Genomic DNA, 18,251 nt, shown 5'->3' with positions numbered 1-18,251 from the left:
TTTAGCGGCTATGCTAGAGTGGATTCAAACAACTTACTGTATTGCCGGTATGCGTCTACTCAAAGGGATGGGGGGGCTTATTGACCTGACCGGACAGGCCACGCTGGGGCTCTATGCGCTATTTGCTGATTGTATTGTTATGCGGGCTACCGATGCTCGCCAGCGCCATCGAGTTCACTCAGGACACGCGCAGTCTGCCGCTGGGCAGGGCCATGCAGGTACTCGAGGACCCCACCGACGCCCTGACCATCGCCGATGTCAGCGCGCCATCTGCAGCCCTGCGGTTCAAACCCCATGACCAGGACACGCTGAACGCCGGCTATTCGCGTTCGGTGTTCTGGCTCAAGGTCGACCTGCACTACATGCCCTGGCTCGCCGATGCCCAGCGCACCTGGCTGCTGGAACTGGCCTATCCGCCCCTGGATCACCTTGACCTCTACCTGCCCGACCGCACCGGGCAGTATCGTCTGGCGGGCCGCACGGGCGACGCGTTGCCGTTTTCCAACCGCGAAATTCGCCAGAACAACTACCTGTTCAAACTTGACTTCATTCCTGGCGAGCAGAAGACCGTCTACCTGCGCCTGCAAAGCGAAGGCTCGATCCAGGCGCCGCTGACGCTGTGGTCCAGCACCGCGTACCTCGAGCAACAGCCGCTGCGCCTGTATGTGCTGGGCCTGATCTACGGCGTGCTGCTGGGCATGCTGGTGTACAACCTGTTCATCTACCTGAGTGTGCGCGACACCAGCTACCTCTATTACATCCTCTATATCGCCTCGTTCGGCATGTATCAGCTGTCGGTGAACGGCGCAGCGGTCGAATATTTCTGGCCGAACAGTCCGTGGTGGGCCAATGCGGCGACGCCGTTTCTGATCGGCTGCGCGGCATTGTTCGGCAGCCTGTTCACGCGCAGTTTCCTCAGCACCGCCGAGCATAGCCGCTGGATCAATCGCCTGTTGCTGGCCCTGGTGGGCTGTGGCGCGGTGGTCATGCTGCTGTCGCTGATGACCAGCTACGCCCTCGCGCTGCGCCTGGCCACTGGCCTGGCGCTGGTGTTCACCGTGACCATCTTTGTCGCGGCCATCAAGGCCTGGTACTGCGGCCAGCGCGTGGCGCGCTATTTCATCATCGCCTGGTCGGCGTTCCTGCTGGGCGGGGTAGTCAATACGTTGATGGTGCTGGGCTATCTGCCCAATGTGTTCCTCACCATGTACGCCAGCCAGATCGGCTCGGCCATTGAAGTGGCCTTGTTGTCCCTGGCCCTGGCCGACCGCATCAATGCCATGCGCGAACAACAGGCGCAGATTCTGCTGGACGCCAGCCAGACACTCGAAGGGCTCAACCAGCAATTGGCCCGCAGCAACCGGCTCAAGGATGAATTCCTCGCCACCTTGACCCACGAACTGCGCACCCCGATGAACGGCGTGATCGGCTCACTGGAACTGATGCATACCCAGCCGCTGACGGATGAACTGGCGCACTACCATCAAACCGCCGCCGGATCGGCGCGGGACATGATGCGTATGGTCAATGGCATCCTCACCCTCACCGAGCTGCAGGCCGGGCGCCTCAGCCCGCAGCCCCGGGCATTCAGCCTGCGTGGCACGCTCGACACCTTGCGCCAGCAGTTCAGCGCCAGTGCGCAGAGCCGGGGCCTGGCGTTTACCATCGACGTGGCCGATGAACTGGCGGACCGGGTGATCGGCGACCCCGACAAACTAATGCAGTGCCTCGATTGCCTGCTGGACAACGCGTTCAAGTTCACTCACCACGGCTCTGTGCGCCTGCGCGTAGTGGGCGTGCCCCTCAGCGACGGCCGCCTGCGCCTGAGCTTTATCGTCACCGACACCGGCATCGGTTTCGCCTTTCTCGAAGAGGCCACCCTGTACCAGCGCTTCTTCCAGCTCGACGGCTCGATGACCCGTGAGTACGGCGGCCTGGGCATCGGCCTGGCGATCTGCCGGCAACTGGTCGAATTGCAGGGCGGGCGCCTGACCCACCATTCCGAGCCGCGCAAAGGCAGTCGCTTCCAGCTGGACGTGGAAATGGACAGCGTGAGGCCCGACCCCCACGCCGTGCGCTCGGGCAAGGAGCGCTCCGCCAATGAGTGCGCGGTGTTGCTGGTGGACGACAACAGCGCCGGCCAACTGGCCGTGCGCGGCATGTTGCTCAAGTTGGGTTATCGGGTGAAAACCGTGGACAGCGGGCCGACGGCGCTGGCGGCCTTGCAGGCCGAGCGTTTTGACGCGGTATTGCTGGACGTGCCTGAAGGCGGTTTCTCGTTGTGCTGTCAGATCCGCGCACTGCCAGGCTGCGGCGAGCTGCCGGTGATTGCCCTGGGCGGTGCAGTGAATAGCCCTGAGCGCGAACATTGTCATGGCGTCGGTATCACTGAGCGACTGGTCAAACCGGTGCGTTTCGACGTGTTGCAGACGGTACTGGAGCGCCGCGTGCTGCGCGTGCAAGAGGGCGAAGGCGCCGTGCAATCGGCGGGTATGCCACTTTTTTAAGCGCAGTGACGATGCTTAACTGAACGCATTCGGCCTCATCGAGCTGCCTCTTGAATTGCCGGAGGGCTGCACTCGACATCGGCCTTTTTTTCCAGGAGGCCCGTCATGAACCTGCATCAGTTTGCCGAAACCCACGACGTCACCAACCAGCCACCGTCTCTGGATGGCATTAACCTGTACCGCATCGACCTGCCCCTGCAAGACTGGTCGCGCCGCTTTGGCGCTGGCTGGGCTCAGCCGCGCATCGATGCCTACGGCGCGTTGGCTGGCGGGCCGTTGATGGAGGCCGGGTTCCTGGCGAACCAGAACAAACCAGTGTTTAACAGCCATGATCGCTATGGCCATCGCATTGACCTGGTGGAGTTTCATCCGGCCTATCACCAATTGATGCGCACCGCCGTTGAACACGGCCTGCCGTCGCTGCCGTGGGCCCACCCGCAGGATGGCGCCCACGTGGCCCGCGCGGCGATGACCTACCTGCACACCCAGGCGGAGGCCGGCACCGGTTGCCCGCTGACCATGACCTTCGCCAGCGTCCCGGCCCTGCGCCTGCAGCCGGAACTGGCGCAGTCCTGGTTGCCGAAAATCCTCAGCACCGAATACGACGGGCGCAACGTCTGCATGGCCCACAAGGCCGGCGTCACCCTCGGCATGGCCATGACCGAAAAACAGGGCGGCACCGACGTGCGCGCCAACACCACCCACGCCTATCCGGTGGGCGCCGGCGGTCCCGGGCAAGCCTATGAGCTGGTGGGCCACAAGTGGTTCTGCTCGGCGCCGATGTGCGATGCCTTCCTCACCCTGGCCCAGACCGACAAAGGCCTCAGCTGTTTTTTGCTGCCACGCCACCGTCCGGACGACACGCGCAACGCGTTCTATATCCAGCGCCTGAAAAACAAGCTGGGCAATTGCTCCAATGCATCCAGCGAAGTGGAGTTTCGCGGCGCGCTGGCGTGGATGGTCGGCGAGGAGGGGCGCGGCGTGCCGACCATCATCGAGATGGTCGCCATGACCCGCTTCGACTGCATGGTCGGCTCCAGCGCCCTGATGCGCCAGGCGCTGACCCAGGCCAGCCATCATTGCGCTCATCGCCGAGTGGGCGGCCGCGTACTCAGTGAGCAACCCCTGATGCAGAACGTGCTGGCCGACCTCGCCCTGGAAAGCGAGGCGGCCCTGGCCCTGAGCCTGCGCATGGGCCGCGCCCTGGATCACCTGGGCGATGAACACGAAGCCCGCTTCGCCCGGCTGGTAACGGCGGTGGGCAAGTATTGGATCTGCAAACGCGCGCCGGCGATGATCAACGAAGCGGCGGAATGCATGGGCGGTGCCGGCTATGTGGAGGACAGCATCCTGCCGCGTCTTTACCGTGAGGCACCGGTGAATTCGACGTGGGAAGGTTCCGGCAACGTGCAATGCCTTGACGTACTGCGCGCACTCTCCAAAGAGCCGGGTGTGCTGGAGACGCTGTTTGTCGAACTGGGCGACGGGCATGGCGACAGGCAGTTGGCGCGGCACATCCACCAATTGAAGACCGCGTTTATGGATACTCAGGACATTCAGTACCGCGCGCGGCAATTGACCGAAGACATTGCCGTGGCGTTGCAGGCCAAGTTGCTGCTGGAGGCGGGGAATTCGGCGGTGAGTGACGGGTTTATCGTTAGCCGCTTGGGTGAGTCCTCCGGGCGGGTGTATGGCACATTGCCGCGCGGGGTGGACGTAGAAGCGATTGTTGCGCGCTCAACCCCCCAATCGGCCTGACGGCAGGCGGTCAAAGTAAGGGAGGGGGCTTGCTCCCGATAGCGGTGCATCAGTTGCAGCCAGGCTGATCGACACACTGCAATCGGGAGCAAGCCCCCTCCCACATTTACAGCATTCCAATTCCGGTGTTTCAGTGCAGCCGGGTTACAGGCAAGATAAAGGCCTGCAAGTCAGCACACAGGATGCTTACCGTGACCGAAGCTTTTGTTGTCGTTCAAACCGCCGAAGAAGCCGTGGACCGGCTGGCCGCTCTGCATGAGCGTGCGACCGGCGCGCTCAACCAGGCCCTCAAGCAATACCTCAAGGACCGCGTCGAGCCCGATGCCGACCAGCGCGCGCTGTTTCGCTACCCGGAACTGCGCCTGACCTACCACTGCCACGGCGAAGTCCCACAGACCACCCGGGCCTACGCCAAGGTGCAGTTGCCCGGCACCTACAGCGTGACCGTCACCCACCCCGCAGCCTTCCGCAAATACCTGCTGGAACAGCTCGTGCCGCTGATGCACGACTTTACCGTGACGGTGGAAGTGGGCGTCAGCCAGCAGAACATCCCGTACCCGTACGTGGTGGAGCAGGGTGACGAGCTGGCCGGCTCCGGCGTGACCGCCGCAACCCTGGCGCGCGTGTTCCCCAGCACCGACCTGTCGGCCGCCACCGATGGCATCGCTGACGGTCTCTACGACTGGGAAAACACCGACCCGCTGCCGCTGGCGCTGTTCGATGCGGCCCGCGTGGACTTTTCCCTGCGCCGTCTGGTGCATTACACCGGCAGCGACTGGCGCCATGTGCAGCCGTGGATCCTGCTGACCAACTACCACCGCTACGTTGACCAGTTCATCCTGCATGGCCTGGAACAACTGCGCAGCGACCCGCGCTTTGTGCGCATGGTGCTGCCGGGCAACGTGATCATCGACAAGAACATGGACCACGGCGAAGCGTCGGCGATTGCCGCAGGCGTGGTGTGGCACCGCTACCAGATGCCGGCTTATCACCTGCAGGCCACCGACGGCCACGGCGTGACCCTGGTGAACATCGGCGTCGGCCCGTCCAACGCCAAGAACATCACCGATCACCTGGCGGTGCTGCGCCCGCACTGCTGGCTGATGATCGGGCACTGTGGCGGTCTGCGCCAATCCCAGACCATCGGCGACTATGTACTGGCTCACGCCTATATGCGCCGCGACGGGATCCTTGACCGGGTAGTGCCGCCGAATATCCCGATTCCGGCCCTGGCCGAAGTGCAGATGGCCTTGCAGCAGGCGGCCGCCAGCGTCACCGGCGAACAAGGCGAAGAGCTGAAAAAACGCCTGCGCACCGGCACGGTGCTGACTTATGACGACCGTAACTGGGAGCTGCGCTGGGCGCAGGAGCGGCCGCTGATCAACTTGTCCCGCGCCGTGGCCGTGGACATGGAAAGCGGCACCATCGCCGCGCAAGGCTACCGGCTGCGTGTGCCCTACGGCACCTTGCTGTGCGTGTCGGACAAGCCGTTGCACAGCGAAATCAAATTGCCGGGTTCGGCCAACGCGTTCTATGAGCGCGCGGTCAGCCAGCATTTGAAAATCGGCATCGAGGCGGTCGACCTGCTGCGTACCGAGCTCAACTCGCTGCATTCGCGCAAACTGCGCAGCTTCGACGAGCCGCCGTTCCGCTAAGCGGTTGGGATGGTCATTTGGCGGTCAGGCCACTAGCATTGTCGGCCCTGACCGTTAGATGTTCCTTCGCCATGTCCCGTCCCACCCGTCCCGATTCGCGCCGCCCTGGCGTGAAACCTTCGCAGGCTGCCCCTCGTCGTGTCGCCAAGGCGCCGCCGGCCGAGCCGAAACTGATCCTGTTCAACAAACCCTTCGATGTGCTGACCCAGTTCAGCGACGAGGGCGGGCGCGCGACCCTCAAGGATTTTATCAACATCCCCGGCATCTACCCGGCGGGCCGCCTGGACCGTGACAGCGAAGGCCTGCTGCTGCTGACCAATGACGGCCAACTGCAGGCGCGCATTGCCGACCCCAGGCACAAGCTGGCGAAAACCTATTGGGTGCAGGTGGAAGGCGAGCCGACTGACGCGCAACTGCAACGCCTGCGCGACGGTGTGGAACTCAATGACGGCATGACCTTGCCCGCCGAAGCCCGGCAATTGGACGAGCCAGAGCTGTGGCCGCGCAACCCACCGGTGCGGTTTCGCAAAAGTGTGCCCACTCACTGGCTGGAACTGGTGATTCGCGAAGGGCGTAACCGCCAGGTACGGCGCATGACGGCGGCGGTGGGTTTACCGACCTTGCGCCTGGTGCGGGTGCGGATTGGGGAGTGGTCTATCGAAGGGCTGGATCAGGGCCAGTGGAAGGCGGTGCCGGCGCGTTTATAAGGCGCGGGACTCGATCAGGCCGAGCGTTCCCGAGGTTGCAGGTGTGGGAGCTGGTTTGTCTGCGATGCAGTCAACTCGGTGTGTCAGTAACACCCGGGGGATGCTATCGCAGGCAAGCCAGCCTCCACCTTTGATCCTCTGTGATCTCAGGTACGCAGGTGCGTCAGCGGCAGTTCGGTGCTGTTGAGCACCTGGTTGAGTACAAAGCTTGAGCGCACGCTGGTCACGCCTTCGATGCGGGTCAGATGGCCCAGCAGCAATTTTTGATAGTGATCCATGTCCGGCACCACCACTTTGAGCTGATAGTCCGCATCCATCCCGGTCACCAGGCTGCATTCCAGCACCTGGGGCAGGGTGCGGATGGCGGCTTCAAAATTCTCGAAACGCTCGGGGGTGTGCCTGTCCATGCCGATCAATACATAGGCGGTCAGGCTCAAGCCGAGCATCTTGCGATCGAGCAGGGCGACCTGGCGGGCGATATAGCCGTCGTCTTCCAGTTGCTTGACCCGGCGCGAGCAGGGCGACGGCGACAGGCCAATACGCTCGGCCAGCTCCTGGTTGGAGATCCTCGCATCGCGCTGCAATTCCGCCAGAATACTCAGGTCGTATCGGTCAAGCTTGCTCATCGGGTTAGCCTTTGTCGTAACTATTGCGGTGAATTATCCATGAAGGGTTAAAAATTGCGCAAGCACTGTTTATTGACGCAATCTTCGCAATCATCCATCGGGCCTGGGCGGGTATCGTTATCAACAGAATCACCGCCTGGACAACAGTCCACAGCGGCTCGCCCAATCAGGCGTGCCGCGGCCGCCACCCCAGCAGGGTTGAGCCGGCCTCCAGGCTGCACACTGTCGACACGACGGCGTGAGGTGAGCCAACGCCAAAAGCGTTGCGCCAGGACGAAATTCTCAAGGGGTGGCCGACGGGTCGCCCCTTTTCTTTTGTCTGGGTTTTTACCTGCGATGAAACTTCTTGTGACTGATAACCTGTGCCAGAACCGGGCGAGGCTTTCCCAGTCTCATGTTCAAGCCCTAATCCGCAGTGAGGAATAGCATGAAGCGCATCTGGCGTATGGCAGGTGTTGGTTTGCTGGTGGCAAGCGTCGGCGCGCAGGTGCTGGCCGATGAGCGCGATGGCGCGCCGGGGCCTGGTCCCGGGCCAAGGCCTCAGGGCGGCGGGCAGCATGAGCGCGGGCCACAAGGCGGCGGGCGGCCGGAGAACAATCAGCCGCGCCCGGAAAATCAGCGCATCGAGCGCGGCGGCCCGAACGGTGGCGGCCAATGGCAGGGGCGTGCGCCGGGCAACGAGCCGGGTCGGCCTGCGCCGCCGTCCACCCAGCTGCCGATTCAGGGACGCCCGGATACCGTGCGCCAGACCGAGGAACCGCGCCAGGGCTACTACCGTGACATCCCCCGGCGCAATGACGACAACCGGCATTGGGAGGCCGGCGGCCCCGGCTCGCGTCCCGGCTTCAACGGCCGTCCCGACGACAATCGCTGGCCAGGCCGCCCTGACGGCCACGGCAACGGCTGGGGCCCGGGCCCGCAACATCGTCCGGGTTACGTTATCGACCGTTTCCCCGACCGCAATTACCGTGTGCCTTACCGCGGCCAGGATTATTTCTTCTCCGGCGGCTACTGGTATCGCCCCCAGGGCCCGCGCTATGTGGTGGTGACGCCGCCTTACGGCATCCGTGTGCAATATTTGCCGGACTACGCGCGCGAAGTGCGGGTAGGCGGTTCGCTGTTGTTTCTTGCCGCCGGCGCTTATTACGCCTACGAGGAAAGCACCCGGCAATACGTGGTGGTGCAACCGCCGGCAGAGGCGCCCCCACCGCCGCCGCCGCCTCAGGGCGAGGGCTATGACGTGGTGGCCTACCCGGCCAACGGCCAGTCACCGGCTCAGGTGCAACAGGACGGCTACGACTGCTATCGCTGGGCGGTGCAGCAGAGCGGCTTTGACCCGCGCACCGTCACCTACGCCCCGGACCCTGCGGTGGTACAAGCCTACCGTCAGGCCCAGGGCAACTGCTTGAGCAGTCGCGGCTATCAGGTGCGGTACTAGGCCTTGGCGCCGGTGACCACTTCCTGCGGGTCGGCGTGCACCAGCACTTCGGCGCGTGGGTAGGCCTGGTGAATGGCATCGGCGGCCTGATCGCTGATGCCATGGGCCACTGACAGGGTCAGCTCCCCCGGCAACTCCAGGTGCAGTTGCACAAACCAGTGGTTACCCGACACCCGCGTGCGCAAATCATGTGCCCCCAGCACTCCCGGCACGCCACGAGCCAGCTCGAGCATGTGCTGGCTGACGTCGGTGGGCAGTTCCTCATCCATCAGCACCGCGAAGCTTTCCCGCGCGATCTGAATGGCACTCCACAGGATATAAGCCGCGATGCCCAGACCGAACCACGCATCCACCTGATGCAAGCCCATGCCTGCCAGCACCAGCGCCACCAGAATGCTGCCGTTGAGCATCAGGTCGGAGCGGTAATGCAGTGAATCGGCGCGCACCGCGTTGGAGCCGGTTTCGCGGACCACCCGGTGTTGCAGCATCAGCAACGCCACGGTCAGCACCAGGGAAAACACGATCACGCCGATGCTCAGCCAGGGCGCGCCGACCGGTTCCGGGTGCTGCAGGCGGTGGTAGGCCTGGAACGCGATCAACACCGCACTGCCTGCGATAAACAGCGCCTGAGCCATGCCCGACAGGGATTCCGCCTTGCCATGGCCATAACGGTGGTCGTCATCGGCCGGGCGCAGGGCGTAATGCACCGCCAGCAAATTGAGCAGCGACGTCACACCGTCGAGCAGCGAATCGGTCAACCCGGCGAGCATGCTCACCGAACCGCTGAACCACCAGGCGATGGCCTTGGTGACGATCAGCGCACAGGCCACCGCCACCGAGGCGCGAGTGGCCAGGCGCAGGAGCCTGGCGTGTTCGGGACTGCTGGTCATGGGCGATCCTCAGGCGGCAGGTTGCAGGCCCAGGGAGGCCAGTTGCTGCACGCTGCCCTTGAACTGGATCAGGCGCGGGTCATCCAGCGGCAGGTTGCGGCCGGTTTCCTTCTCAATGATCGATTGCAGCTTGAGGTTGTCGACCTTGCCATCGGCCCCTATGGCTTCGTGGAGTTTCTGCGGGTCGACCTGGGCGGTCTTGCCTGGTTCGAAGTAAATCGCGCCGGTGGCGAAGTCGACGCCAAAGGCGATCAGGCCGGGGATCACATAGAACAACAGACCGATGGCATCGAGCACGGCGATGGTCGGGTCGATCTTGCCGTCGAGCTGACCACGGCGATCCGGGTAAATGATCGACCCGCAGGCGGTGAGTTGGCTCAACAGGGTGACGGCCAGAACACCGCCGATGACACGGGAAGCAATACGCATGGAAAAATCTCCTCAACACATTTGAAAGTGACTTTAAGCCCATTCTGTTGAACGACGCCGACCAATGTGGGAGCAGGCAAGCCAGCTCCCACCTTTGACCGTGTTCCCAGGCAAGGCCAGTGGCGTTTCTCAGACCCGCGTCGGCAGTGGGCCGTTCGCCGTTATACTCGCCGCTCTGCTTTGGAGCCAGTATGAATTCGTTGCCCATCGATGATGTTTTACCCGCCCTGCGTGACGCCTTGGCGATTCGCCATGAAGCCGTGCTGGAAGCGCCGCCCGGCGCCGGTAAAACCACCCGCGTGCCGCTGGCCTTGTTGAACGAACCCTGGCTGGCCGGGCAAACCATCCTGATGCTCGAGCCCCGGCGCCTCGCCGCCCGTGCGGCGGCCGAACGCCTGGCCAGCGAGTTGGGTGAAAAGGTCGGCGAAACGGTCGGTTACCGCATCCGCCTCGACAGCAAGGTCGGCCCCAACACACGCATCGAAGTGGTTACCGAAGGCATCCTCACGCGGCGCTTGCAGGACGACCCGGCGCTGGAGGGCGTGGGGCTGCTGATTTTCGATGAATTCCACGAACGCAGCCTGGACGCCGACCTGGCCCTGGCCCTGAGCCTCAACGGGCGTGAGCTGTTTCGCGACGAGCAGACGCTGAAAATCCTGCTGATGTCCGCCACCCTCGAGGGCGAGCGCCTGGCCAGCCTGCTGGATGATGCACCGATCCTGCGCAGCCAGGGGCGCATGTTCCCGGTGCGGATGCGTTGGGGGCGGCCGTACCAGGCCGGTGAATTCATTGAGCCGCGTGTGGTGCAGACCGTCCTCGACGCCGTGCATGACGAGACCGGCAGCGTGTTGGTGTTCTTGCCGGGGCAGGCCGAGATTCGCCGCGTGAACCAGCAACTGGCCGACGCGCTGGGCGATCGCGTCGATATCCTGCTGTGCCCGCTGCACGGCGAGCTGGACCTCAACGCCCAGCGCGCCGCCATCGACCCGGCGCCCGCCGGCAAGCGCAAAGTGGTGCTCGCCACCAACATCGCCGAGACCAGCCTGACCATCAATGGCGTACGCGTGGTGATCGACGCCGGGCTGGCGCGGGTGCCGCGTTTCGACCCCGGCAGCGGCATGACCCGCCTCGATACCCAGCGCATCTCCCGTGCCAGTGCCACCCAGCGCGCTGGCCGGGCAGGGCGCCTCGAACCTGGCGTGTGTTACCGGCTTTGGTCCGAGGATCAGCACGAAGGCCTGGCAGCCTATGGCAGCGCGGAAATTCTCGCCGCCGACCTTGCCGGCCTGGCCTTGCAACTGGCGCGCTGGGGCGTGACGCCTGCGCAGTTGGTATGGCTGGACGTGCCGCCAAGCGCTGCGTATGCCCAGGCCCAGGACCTGCTGGTGCGCCTGGGTGCTTTGAATGAAGATAAATTGACCGCCCATGGCCAGAAAATGGCTGAGTTGCCGGCTCATCCGCGCATCGCCCACCTGCTGTTGCGCGGGCAGGACCTGGGGCTGGCGGATACCGCCTGCCATGTCGCCGCGCTGCTGGGCGAGCGCGATATCCTGCGCGGCGCCGGTGCGGACCTGCACAGCCGCCTGGCGCTGCTGTCTGGCGAAGAACGCGCCCGTGGCACCCAGGGCGGCGTGCAACGGGCCCGGCAACTGGCGCGGCAGTATCGTGGCTACTTAAGGGGCAAGGCGACCCACGCCGTGGCCGATCCCGACCATCCGCGCTGGCTCGGCGCCTTGCTGGCGCTGGCCTACCCGGACCGTGTCGCCCAGCAACGCCGTGCCGGTGGCGCCGAATACCGCCTGGCCAATGGCCGTGCTGCGCTGTTCGCCGAGGCCGACAGCCTGATGAAACAGCCCTGGCTGGTGATCGCCGACCTGGGCAGCCGTCAGGGCCAGCGTGAGGAACGCATCTACCTGGCGGCGGACTTCGATCCGGCGCTGTTCGACACGGTGCTCGCCGAGCAGGTGCGCACGGTCGATCAACTGGACTGGGACGAACGCGAAGGCGTGCTGCGCGCCGAACGCCAGCGCAAGGTCGGCGAGCTGGTACTCAGCCGCGAGCCGCTCACCGGCCTGGATGAAGGCGCGCGCAGCCAGGCGCTGGTCAATCTGGTGCGGCGCAAAGGCCTGGAGTTGTTGCCCTTTACCCCGGAGCTGCGCCAGTGGCAGGCCCGCGTCATGCTGCTGCGCGAGCTGGACAAGGGAGCGCCCAGCGAATGGCCGGACATCAGCGACAAGGCCTTGCTCGCCAGCCTGGAACACTGGCTGATGCCCTACCTGGGCAAAGTCTCGCGGCTGAGCCATTTCGCCCATCTGGACATCTCCAGCTACCTGCACAACCTGTTGCCCTGGCCGCTGCCGCAACGCCTGGACGAGCTGGCGCCGCAGCATGTAAAGGTGCCCTCGGGGTCGTCGGTGCGCCTGGACTACAGCGAACAGCCGCCGATTCTGGCGGTGCGCTTACAGGAGTTGTTCGGGTTGGCGGACACACCGCGCATTGCCGGCGGGCGCCAAGCGGTCAAGCTGCATCTGCTGTCCCCCGCGCGGCGTCCGGTGCAGGTGACCCAGGACCTGGCAAACTTCTGGCGCAGTACGTACGCCGAGGTGAAGAAGGATTTGAAGGGGCGGTATCCGAAGCATTATTGGCCGGATGATCCGTTGGTGGCTGAGGCTACGGCCCGCATCAAGCCTCGCAAGCCTTAACGCTGAGGATCAAAAAAATGTGGGAGGGGGCTTGCTCCCTCCCACATTGGGTTTTGTTGGGTTTGTTATGGCGAGGCGGGCAGTAGAAAGCGGGCAATCACCGGTAAATGATTGGAGATACGCAACGTATCCGCCTGTCGTACCTTCGCCTCCACTCGCTTGATTCGTGGGCTGTAAAACAGGTAATCGAGTGTACGGTCCGGGCCGTCGATGCCTGGGTCGTTGGGGAAGTGCGTCAGCCATTTTTCACGGTCGATGCCGCTGGATTCGCTGTTGCTCGGGATCATCGGGTATTTGTCCCACAGCAGATGCAGCTCGCTGTCTGGCGAATACTGCCCGCGTTTGCCCGCGTCCAGACGCAGGTATTGCCCCAGCGGCAACAGGTTGAAATCCCCGCCGATCAACCAGGGTGTGCCCCGGCCTTCGAATTTATCCAGCAACTTCACGGTGGCCTTGGCCTGCGCCTGCACCGCACTGTGCCCGGGTGTATCGCCGTCCAGACGGGTGTTGAGCACCGCCAGTTGGCCGCCGTCGCTCAGGGGCAGGTAGGTTAGCAGCAAGGCGGGCCTGGGCTGGAACTGGCGGCTGATGAAGTTGGCGTCCGAGGTGGGCAGCTGCAGACGTTCGGCGTGTTCGATCTGGTAGCGGCTGAGGGTGGCGAGCTTGCGGCCAACGCTGCCAAAGACGTGCAGGCTGGGGACGAAGTCGGCCTTCCAGTCGAAGGCCTGGGCGCTGCAGGGGTAGAGATCGGCCAGACGTTCCTGTAGCAGGGCCAGTTGGTCCTGGTAATGGGAGGGCTTGGCGTTTTCGTCGATTTCCTGCAACAGCAGAAGGTCGGGTTGTTCGTCGCGGATGACCCGTGCCACTTCGTCGAGGCTGAAGGCCATGTCTTCGACGGTGGGGCGCTCGTCCGGGCCGTTGCCGTCGCTGCGGTCGTACCAGAACACGTAGTTCTTGCCGGCCAGGTATTGCACGTTCCAGGTCATCACCTTGAGCGCCTGCCCAGGCAGCAGGGTCGGCGCACGGGGCGCGACGCAACTGACGGGCAGGGTCTGCCTGGCGGCAGGGCGCCAAGTGAGGTGGTAGATCAGGGCGGTGAGCAGGCCGGCAACGATCAGCAGGCCCAGCAGGGTGATGCGCAATAAACGGGTCATCGGCTCGGCTTATGGCGTTTCAGAAGTGGCCGTGAGCATATCACCGCGCGTCGGCATCGCCACCGATCAACATGAATAAACGGAACAGCACCACACTGGTAAACAGCTGCAGAAAGCTATGCGCGCTGTCCATCAACAGCCCCAGCAGTGGCGCCGGCTCAGGGTAGGCCGCCACGCTTGCGCCCTTGAGCAGCCACAGCGGCGTCATCACGCACAGCAGGCACACCAGGATCCGCCAGAAATGCCCACGAGTCAGGCGCAGGCTCTCCTTCATCGCCTCCAGTGCCGACATCCCGCGCAACACCAGCAGGTATTCGGCGAATGCCAGCACCACCATCAGCCACAGCCCCGGCAGGAAATACAACGACAGCCCCGCCAGTATCAGCAGCGTGCTCATGGCAGTCAGCAGGGCGAAGCGCGGCCACAAGGCCAGGGCCATGGCCCACACATCGCGGGTGCGCGGCGACTCGCCACGGGTGCGGGCGTCGAGAAACAGGATCAGCGCCCCGGTGTACAGCGGGTACACCAATAAACCCACCACCACGCTGTAACCGGCAAACGCATCCGCGCCCAGCGTGTGGTCGAGTATCTGTTGCAGCAAGGCTTCGAGGATCACCAACGGCAAACACAATTGCACGATGGCGCCGAGGTTATGCCGGGTAAAGCGGAAAGAGTCGCGCAGTACGTCTAACGGATTCATCAGGGTTATCGCAGGCCTGTAAATAAAGGCAACACTTTAACCGATCAGACTCGCAGCGACGCAAACGTAAACCTTGCGTAAAGACCATTGAAACAACTCGTAACACCCCCATAACTAGCACGCACCTGGCCTGATCACAGGCAGGACCCTGATTTCTACCGGCAATCTAACGAGGTCGCCATGAACAGCGAAGAGCAAACCCTGATCGATGGACTGTTTTCACGGTTGCAACAAGCCGAAACGGACTCAGCCCCCCGCGACGCCCAGGCCGAAGCGCGGATCAAGGAGCACATGACTCGCCAACCGGCCGCCGGGTACTACATGACCCAGTCGATCCTGGTGCAGGAGCAGGCGCTGAAAAGCCTGGATGCGCAGAACAAGCAGCAGGCGCAGCAGATCCAGCAACTGCAGGACGAGTTGCAGCGGGCCAAATCCGCGCAACCGGCGCCGGCGAGCGGCGGCGGTTTCCTGTCGAGCATCTTTGGCGGCAGCTTGCGGGATACCCAGCCTGCGCCGTCCAGCACCGGCGGTGGCTGGCGTGAACCGGCGCGGCCTGCGTTCGGCCAACCTGCGCCACAGCAGAACTACCAGCAACCGCCCCAGGCGGCGGCTGCCGCGCCCGTGGGCAGCGGTTTTCTGGGCGGCGCGATGAAAACCGCCGCTGGCGTGGCCGGTGGTGTATTGATGGCCGAAGGCATCAGCAGCCTGTTCCACCACAACCAGCAGCCGCAGGTGGTGGAGGAAATCATCGAACAACCGGCGCCGGCCAGCGATCAAGGCAACTGGGGCAACGACGACCAGAAATTCGCCGGCAATGACAGCTGGGGTGGCAACAACGCGGACAGCTTCGCCGACAACGATTATGTCGACGACTCCTCTTCCTTTGGCGACGACGATACCTTCGTCTGACACGCCGGAGCCGGGGCGCGCTGTCGCCCCGGTCTGATTTTTTCCGGAAATTTTCCTGTGGCTGGCATACTGGCACCCTTTCCGGGCCCTGACGCCTGGCTGCCATGAGGAAGTGCGGTGAAGAAAATTGCAGTGTTCGCCGATGTACAAAACCTCTACTACACCGTGCGCCAGGCCTATGGTTGCCATTTCAACTATGCCGCGCTGTGGGCTGACATCAGCGCGCGCGGGCAGATCGTCGAGGCGTATGCGTATGCCATCGACCGTGGCGACAGCAAGCAGCAGCAATTCCAGCAGATCCTGCGCAACCTGGGCTTTACGGTGAAGCTCAAACCCTACATCCAGCGCAGCGACGGCTCGGCCAAGGGCGACTGGGACGTGGGTATTACCCTCGATATCATGGACGCCGCCGACCACGTCGACGAAATCGTGCTGGCCTCCGGTGACGGCGACTTCGACATGCTGCTCGACCGCGTCATCAATAAACATGGCGTTGAGGCCGTGGCCTACGGCGTACCCGGCCTGACCGCCAATTCGCTGATACGCGCCGCCAGCCGCTACGTGCCGATTGAAGGCGCGTTGCTGCTCAAATAAATAGACGGAGTGCAAACAGGTTTGGAACGTATAGCGGTCATCGACTTTGAAACCACCGGCATCACGCCGAGCAGCCATTGCCGCGCGACGGAAATCGGCGTGGTCATTCTTGAACGTGGGCAAATCGTCGACCGTTATCAGAGCCTGATGAACGCCGGCGTGCGCGTGCCCGGCTTTATCGAACAACTCACCGGCATCAGCAATGCCATGCTGCGCAGCGCACCGCCGGCCGAGCGCGTGATGAATGAAGTCAACGATTTCGTCGGCACCACGCCGCTGCTGGCCCACAACGCCGCGTTCGACCAGAAGTTCTGGGACTTCGAGCTGGGCTTGATCCGCCGCACCCGCCTGCAGAAATTCGCCTGCTCCCTGCTGCTGGCGCGGCGCCTGCTGCCGGCTGCACCGAACCACAAACTCGGCACTCTCAACAGCTACGCGCAACTGCCCCACACCGGCAAGGCTCACCGGGCGCTGGCGGATGCGGAGATGGCGGCGAACCTCACGGCGCATCTGGCCCAGGAGTTACGGCGCACCCACGGCTTGCGCGAACTGTCCCATGATTTGCTGTGCACCTTGCAGAAAGTGCCGGCGGCGAAGATCAATGAGCACCTGAAGAAACATCGCGGGTTTTGAGCCAGAGAAGCTGTTTAGTCTGAGGACACTGTGGCGAGCAGGCTTGTCCTGCGCTGGGCTGCGCAGCAGCCCCAAAACCAGGCGCAGAGCCATATCAGGTACACCGCGCTTTGCTGGATTGGGGGCGCTTCGCACCCCAACGCGGGGCAAGCCCGCTCGCCACAACAAGCCGCTTCATCACACATGTGTGCGCTTGCGCCTACCGCGGTTGCACACACTCCAACGCCTGATCCACCACCCCTTTCGCCATTTCCACCAAATGCATCACTGCCCGCTGTGGTGACTTTGACCATGGTGAAACTCCTTGCTGGAAGAAGTTGGCACCGTCCGCTTGCACGCGAAGAGGGTGGCAACTGTGCGTAGGTGTGCAAGACCGGGGCAAGAAGTAAAACCCAGCAGACCCGAAGGTCTCCCACGCACAGCTGCCATAACTGGCAAGCACCAAGCAAAAGCTGAGCGCGACTCAGGATGATTGGGATCACATCACGACGATCGGGCAGGTTATCGATTTAATCGTTCAGCGCTCGGCTATTCAGTAGACCAGCACCCCCTTCCGAAAAGTGTACGGCCCGTTTAAACAGGTTTTGTAACTTATGTTTAACAATCCGCCTTCCTAAAATAAGCCTCCCTCTCCTGCCATAGAGCCGCCCCATGCCTGGCCCCCGTCGCTTTCCCTTGCCCTTGATCGCTGCCTTTTTCGCGCTGTACGTTATCTGGGGCTCCACTTACCTGGTGATTCGCATCGGCGTGGAGTACTGGCCGCCGTTGCTGCTGGCGGGCATTCGGTTCTGTACGGCGGGCGCGTTGATGTATGGCTTTCTCAGATGGCGTGGCGTGCCGGCGCCGACCTGGCCGCAGTGGAAGGCCGCCGGCATGATCGGCCTGTTGCTGCTTACGGTGGGCAATGGCGGCGTCAGTGTGGCGGAGCATATGGGCGTGTCGTCCGGGGTGGCCGCGCTGGCGGTGGCGACGGTGCCGCTGTTCACCTTGCTGTGCGGCTACTTCTGGGGCGCGCGCAATACCCGGCTGGAGTGGGCAGGGGTGATTCTCGGGATTATCGGCATTGCCATGCTCAACATGGGCAGCACGCTGCAATCAAGCCCCATGGGCGCAGTGCTGCTGCTGATGGCAGCGGCCTCCTGGGCGTTTGGCTCGGTGTGGAGCCGGCAACTGTCGCTGCCCCAGGGCGCCATGGCCAGTGCTGCGGAAATGCTGGTGGCGGGTGTGGCGCTGTTGCTCGTCAGTGCGCTGTCCGGCGAGCACCTCAACGCCCTGCCGCCGCTGGAAGGTTGGCTGGCCCTGGCTTACCTGACTGTGTTCGGTTCGATCATCGCCTTCAATGCCTATATGTACCTGCTCAAGAACGTGCGCCCGGCGGCAGCCACCAGCTATGCCTATGTGAACCCGGCCGTCGCCGTGCTGCTGGGGATTGTCTTCGTGGGTGAAACCATCGGCCTGGAAGAGGCCTTTGCGATGCTGGTGATCATCAGCGCCGTGTTGCTGATCAGCCTGCCCCAATGGCGCAAGCCCAAACCGGAAATAAGGTAAA

At 63.5% G+C, this 18,251-nt stretch carries 15 protein-coding genes and 1 pseudogene; 10 read left to right on the top strand and 6 right to left on the bottom strand.

The window, feature by feature from the left end; translation table 11 throughout:
* Window positions 1-113 precede the first annotated feature (113 nt).
* The 4 genes from TU75_RS16625 (at window position 114) to TU75_RS16610 (ending at window position 6,627) form a co-directional block, all read left to right on the top strand.
* The gene (locus TU75_RS16625; RefSeq protein WP_060549534.1) at window positions 114-2,507 is read left to right on the top strand and encodes a hybrid sensor histidine kinase/response regulator; all 2,394 of its coding nucleotides are present in this window, start codon (window positions 114-116) and stop codon (window positions 2,505-2,507) included.
* A 105-nt stretch (window positions 2,508-2,612) separates the two neighbouring features.
* A complete protein-coding gene (locus tag TU75_RS16620; RefSeq protein WP_060549533.1) occupies window positions 2,613-4,265 on the top strand; it encodes an acyl-CoA dehydrogenase family protein in 1,653 nt (550 codons plus the stop codon).
* A 182-nt stretch (window positions 4,266-4,447) separates the two neighbouring features.
* Window positions 4,448-5,920, top strand: coding sequence for an AMP nucleosidase (gene amn / locus TU75_RS16615; RefSeq protein ID WP_162276120.1), 1,473 nt, complete (start codon window positions 4,448-4,450; stop codon window positions 5,918-5,920).
* A gap of 71 nt (window positions 5,921-5,991) precedes the next feature.
* On the top strand, window positions 5,992-6,627 hold the full coding sequence (locus tag TU75_RS16610; protein ID WP_003236977.1) for a pseudouridine synthase: 636 nt from the start codon (window positions 5,992-5,994) through the stop codon (window positions 6,625-6,627).
* Between the two features lie 146 nt (window positions 6,628-6,773).
* Here TU75_RS16610 and TU75_RS16605 read toward each other — a convergent pair whose 3' ends face one another.
* Window positions 6,774-7,253, bottom strand: a complete 480-nt coding sequence (locus tag TU75_RS16605; protein WP_003194418.1) for an Lrp/AsnC family transcriptional regulator — start codon at window positions 7,251-7,253, stop codon at window positions 6,774-6,776.
* 427 nt (window positions 7,254-7,680) lie between these two features.
* Here TU75_RS16605 and TU75_RS16600 point away from each other — a divergent pair, with 427 nt between their 5' ends.
* Complete coding sequence (locus tag TU75_RS16600; RefSeq protein ID WP_060549532.1) at window positions 7,681-8,691, top strand: DUF6515 family protein; 1,011 nt, start codon at window positions 7,681-7,683, stop codon at window positions 8,689-8,691.
* Here the strand turns inward: TU75_RS16600 and TU75_RS16595 are convergent.
* Together TU75_RS16595 and TU75_RS16590 are read right to left on the bottom strand one after the other, a co-directional pair.
* Entirely contained in the window at window positions 8,688-9,581 is an 894-nt protein-coding gene (locus TU75_RS16595) for a cation diffusion facilitator family transporter (protein ID WP_060549531.1), read from the bottom strand. The two genes, TU75_RS16600 and TU75_RS16595, sit on opposite strands and share 4 nt — an antisense overlap.
* Window positions 9,582-9,590: 9 nt before the next feature.
* Window positions 9,591-10,010, bottom strand: a complete 420-nt coding sequence (locus tag TU75_RS16590) for a hypothetical protein (protein WP_003236969.1) — start codon at window positions 10,008-10,010, stop codon at window positions 9,591-9,593.
* 191 nt (window positions 10,011-10,201) lie between these two features.
* On the opposite strand from TU75_RS16590, the gene hrpB reads away from it, so the two are divergent.
* Complete coding sequence (gene hrpB, locus TU75_RS16585) at window positions 10,202-12,712, top strand: ATP-dependent helicase HrpB (RefSeq protein WP_060549530.1); 2,511 nt, start codon at window positions 10,202-10,204, stop codon at window positions 12,710-12,712.
* Window positions 12,713-12,777: 65 nt separating this feature from the next.
* Here hrpB and TU75_RS16580 read toward each other — a convergent pair whose 3' ends face one another.
* Together TU75_RS16580 and TU75_RS16575 are read right to left on the bottom strand one after the other, a co-directional pair.
* On the bottom strand, window positions 12,778-13,866 hold the full coding sequence (locus TU75_RS16580) for an endonuclease/exonuclease/phosphatase family protein (RefSeq protein WP_060549529.1): 1,089 nt from the start codon (window positions 13,864-13,866) through the stop codon (window positions 12,778-12,780).
* 40 nt (window positions 13,867-13,906) lie between these two features.
* A complete protein-coding gene (locus tag TU75_RS16575; protein ID WP_015373017.1) occupies window positions 13,907-14,566 on the bottom strand; it encodes a DUF7847 domain-containing protein in 660 nt (219 codons plus the stop codon).
* A 180-nt stretch (window positions 14,567-14,746) separates the two neighbouring features.
* Here TU75_RS16575 and TU75_RS16570 point away from each other — a divergent pair, with 180 nt between their 5' ends.
* The 3 genes from TU75_RS16570 to TU75_RS16560 all read left to right on the top strand — a co-directional run bounded on the left by TU75_RS16570 (window position 14,747) and on the right by TU75_RS16560 (window position 16,702).
* Complete coding sequence (locus TU75_RS16570) at window positions 14,747-15,475, top strand: DUF2076 domain-containing protein (protein WP_060549528.1); 729 nt, start codon at window positions 14,747-14,749, stop codon at window positions 15,473-15,475.
* A 117-nt stretch (window positions 15,476-15,592) separates the two neighbouring features.
* Entirely contained in the window at window positions 15,593-16,069 is a 477-nt protein-coding gene (locus tag TU75_RS16565) for a LabA-like NYN domain-containing protein (RefSeq protein WP_003236960.1), read from the top strand.
* A 21-nt stretch (window positions 16,070-16,090) separates the two neighbouring features.
* On the top strand, window positions 16,091-16,702 hold the full coding sequence (locus TU75_RS16560; protein WP_060549527.1) for a 3'-5' exonuclease: 612 nt from the start codon (window positions 16,091-16,093) through the stop codon (window positions 16,700-16,702).
* Between the two features lie 199 nt (window positions 16,703-16,901).
* On the opposite strand, the pseudogene TU75_RS28115 reads toward TU75_RS16560, so the two are convergent.
* Window positions 16,902-16,985 (bottom strand): annotated as a pseudogene (locus tag TU75_RS28115) (DUF3077 domain-containing protein); the annotation flags it as partial.
* A 368-nt stretch (window positions 16,986-17,353) separates the two neighbouring features.
* Between TU75_RS28115 and yedA the strand changes: the two are divergent.
* Entirely contained in the window at window positions 17,354-18,250 is an 897-nt protein-coding gene (gene yedA, locus TU75_RS16555) for a drug/metabolite exporter YedA (RefSeq protein WP_003236955.1), read from the top strand.
* Window position 18,251 lies beyond the last annotated feature (1 nt).

Source organism: Pseudomonas poae, from assembly GCF_001439785.1.
Classification (GTDB): Bacteria; Pseudomonadota; Gammaproteobacteria; order Pseudomonadales; family Pseudomonadaceae; genus Aquipseudomonas; species Aquipseudomonas poae.
This window is presented reverse-complemented; position numbering and strand designations above follow the sequence as displayed.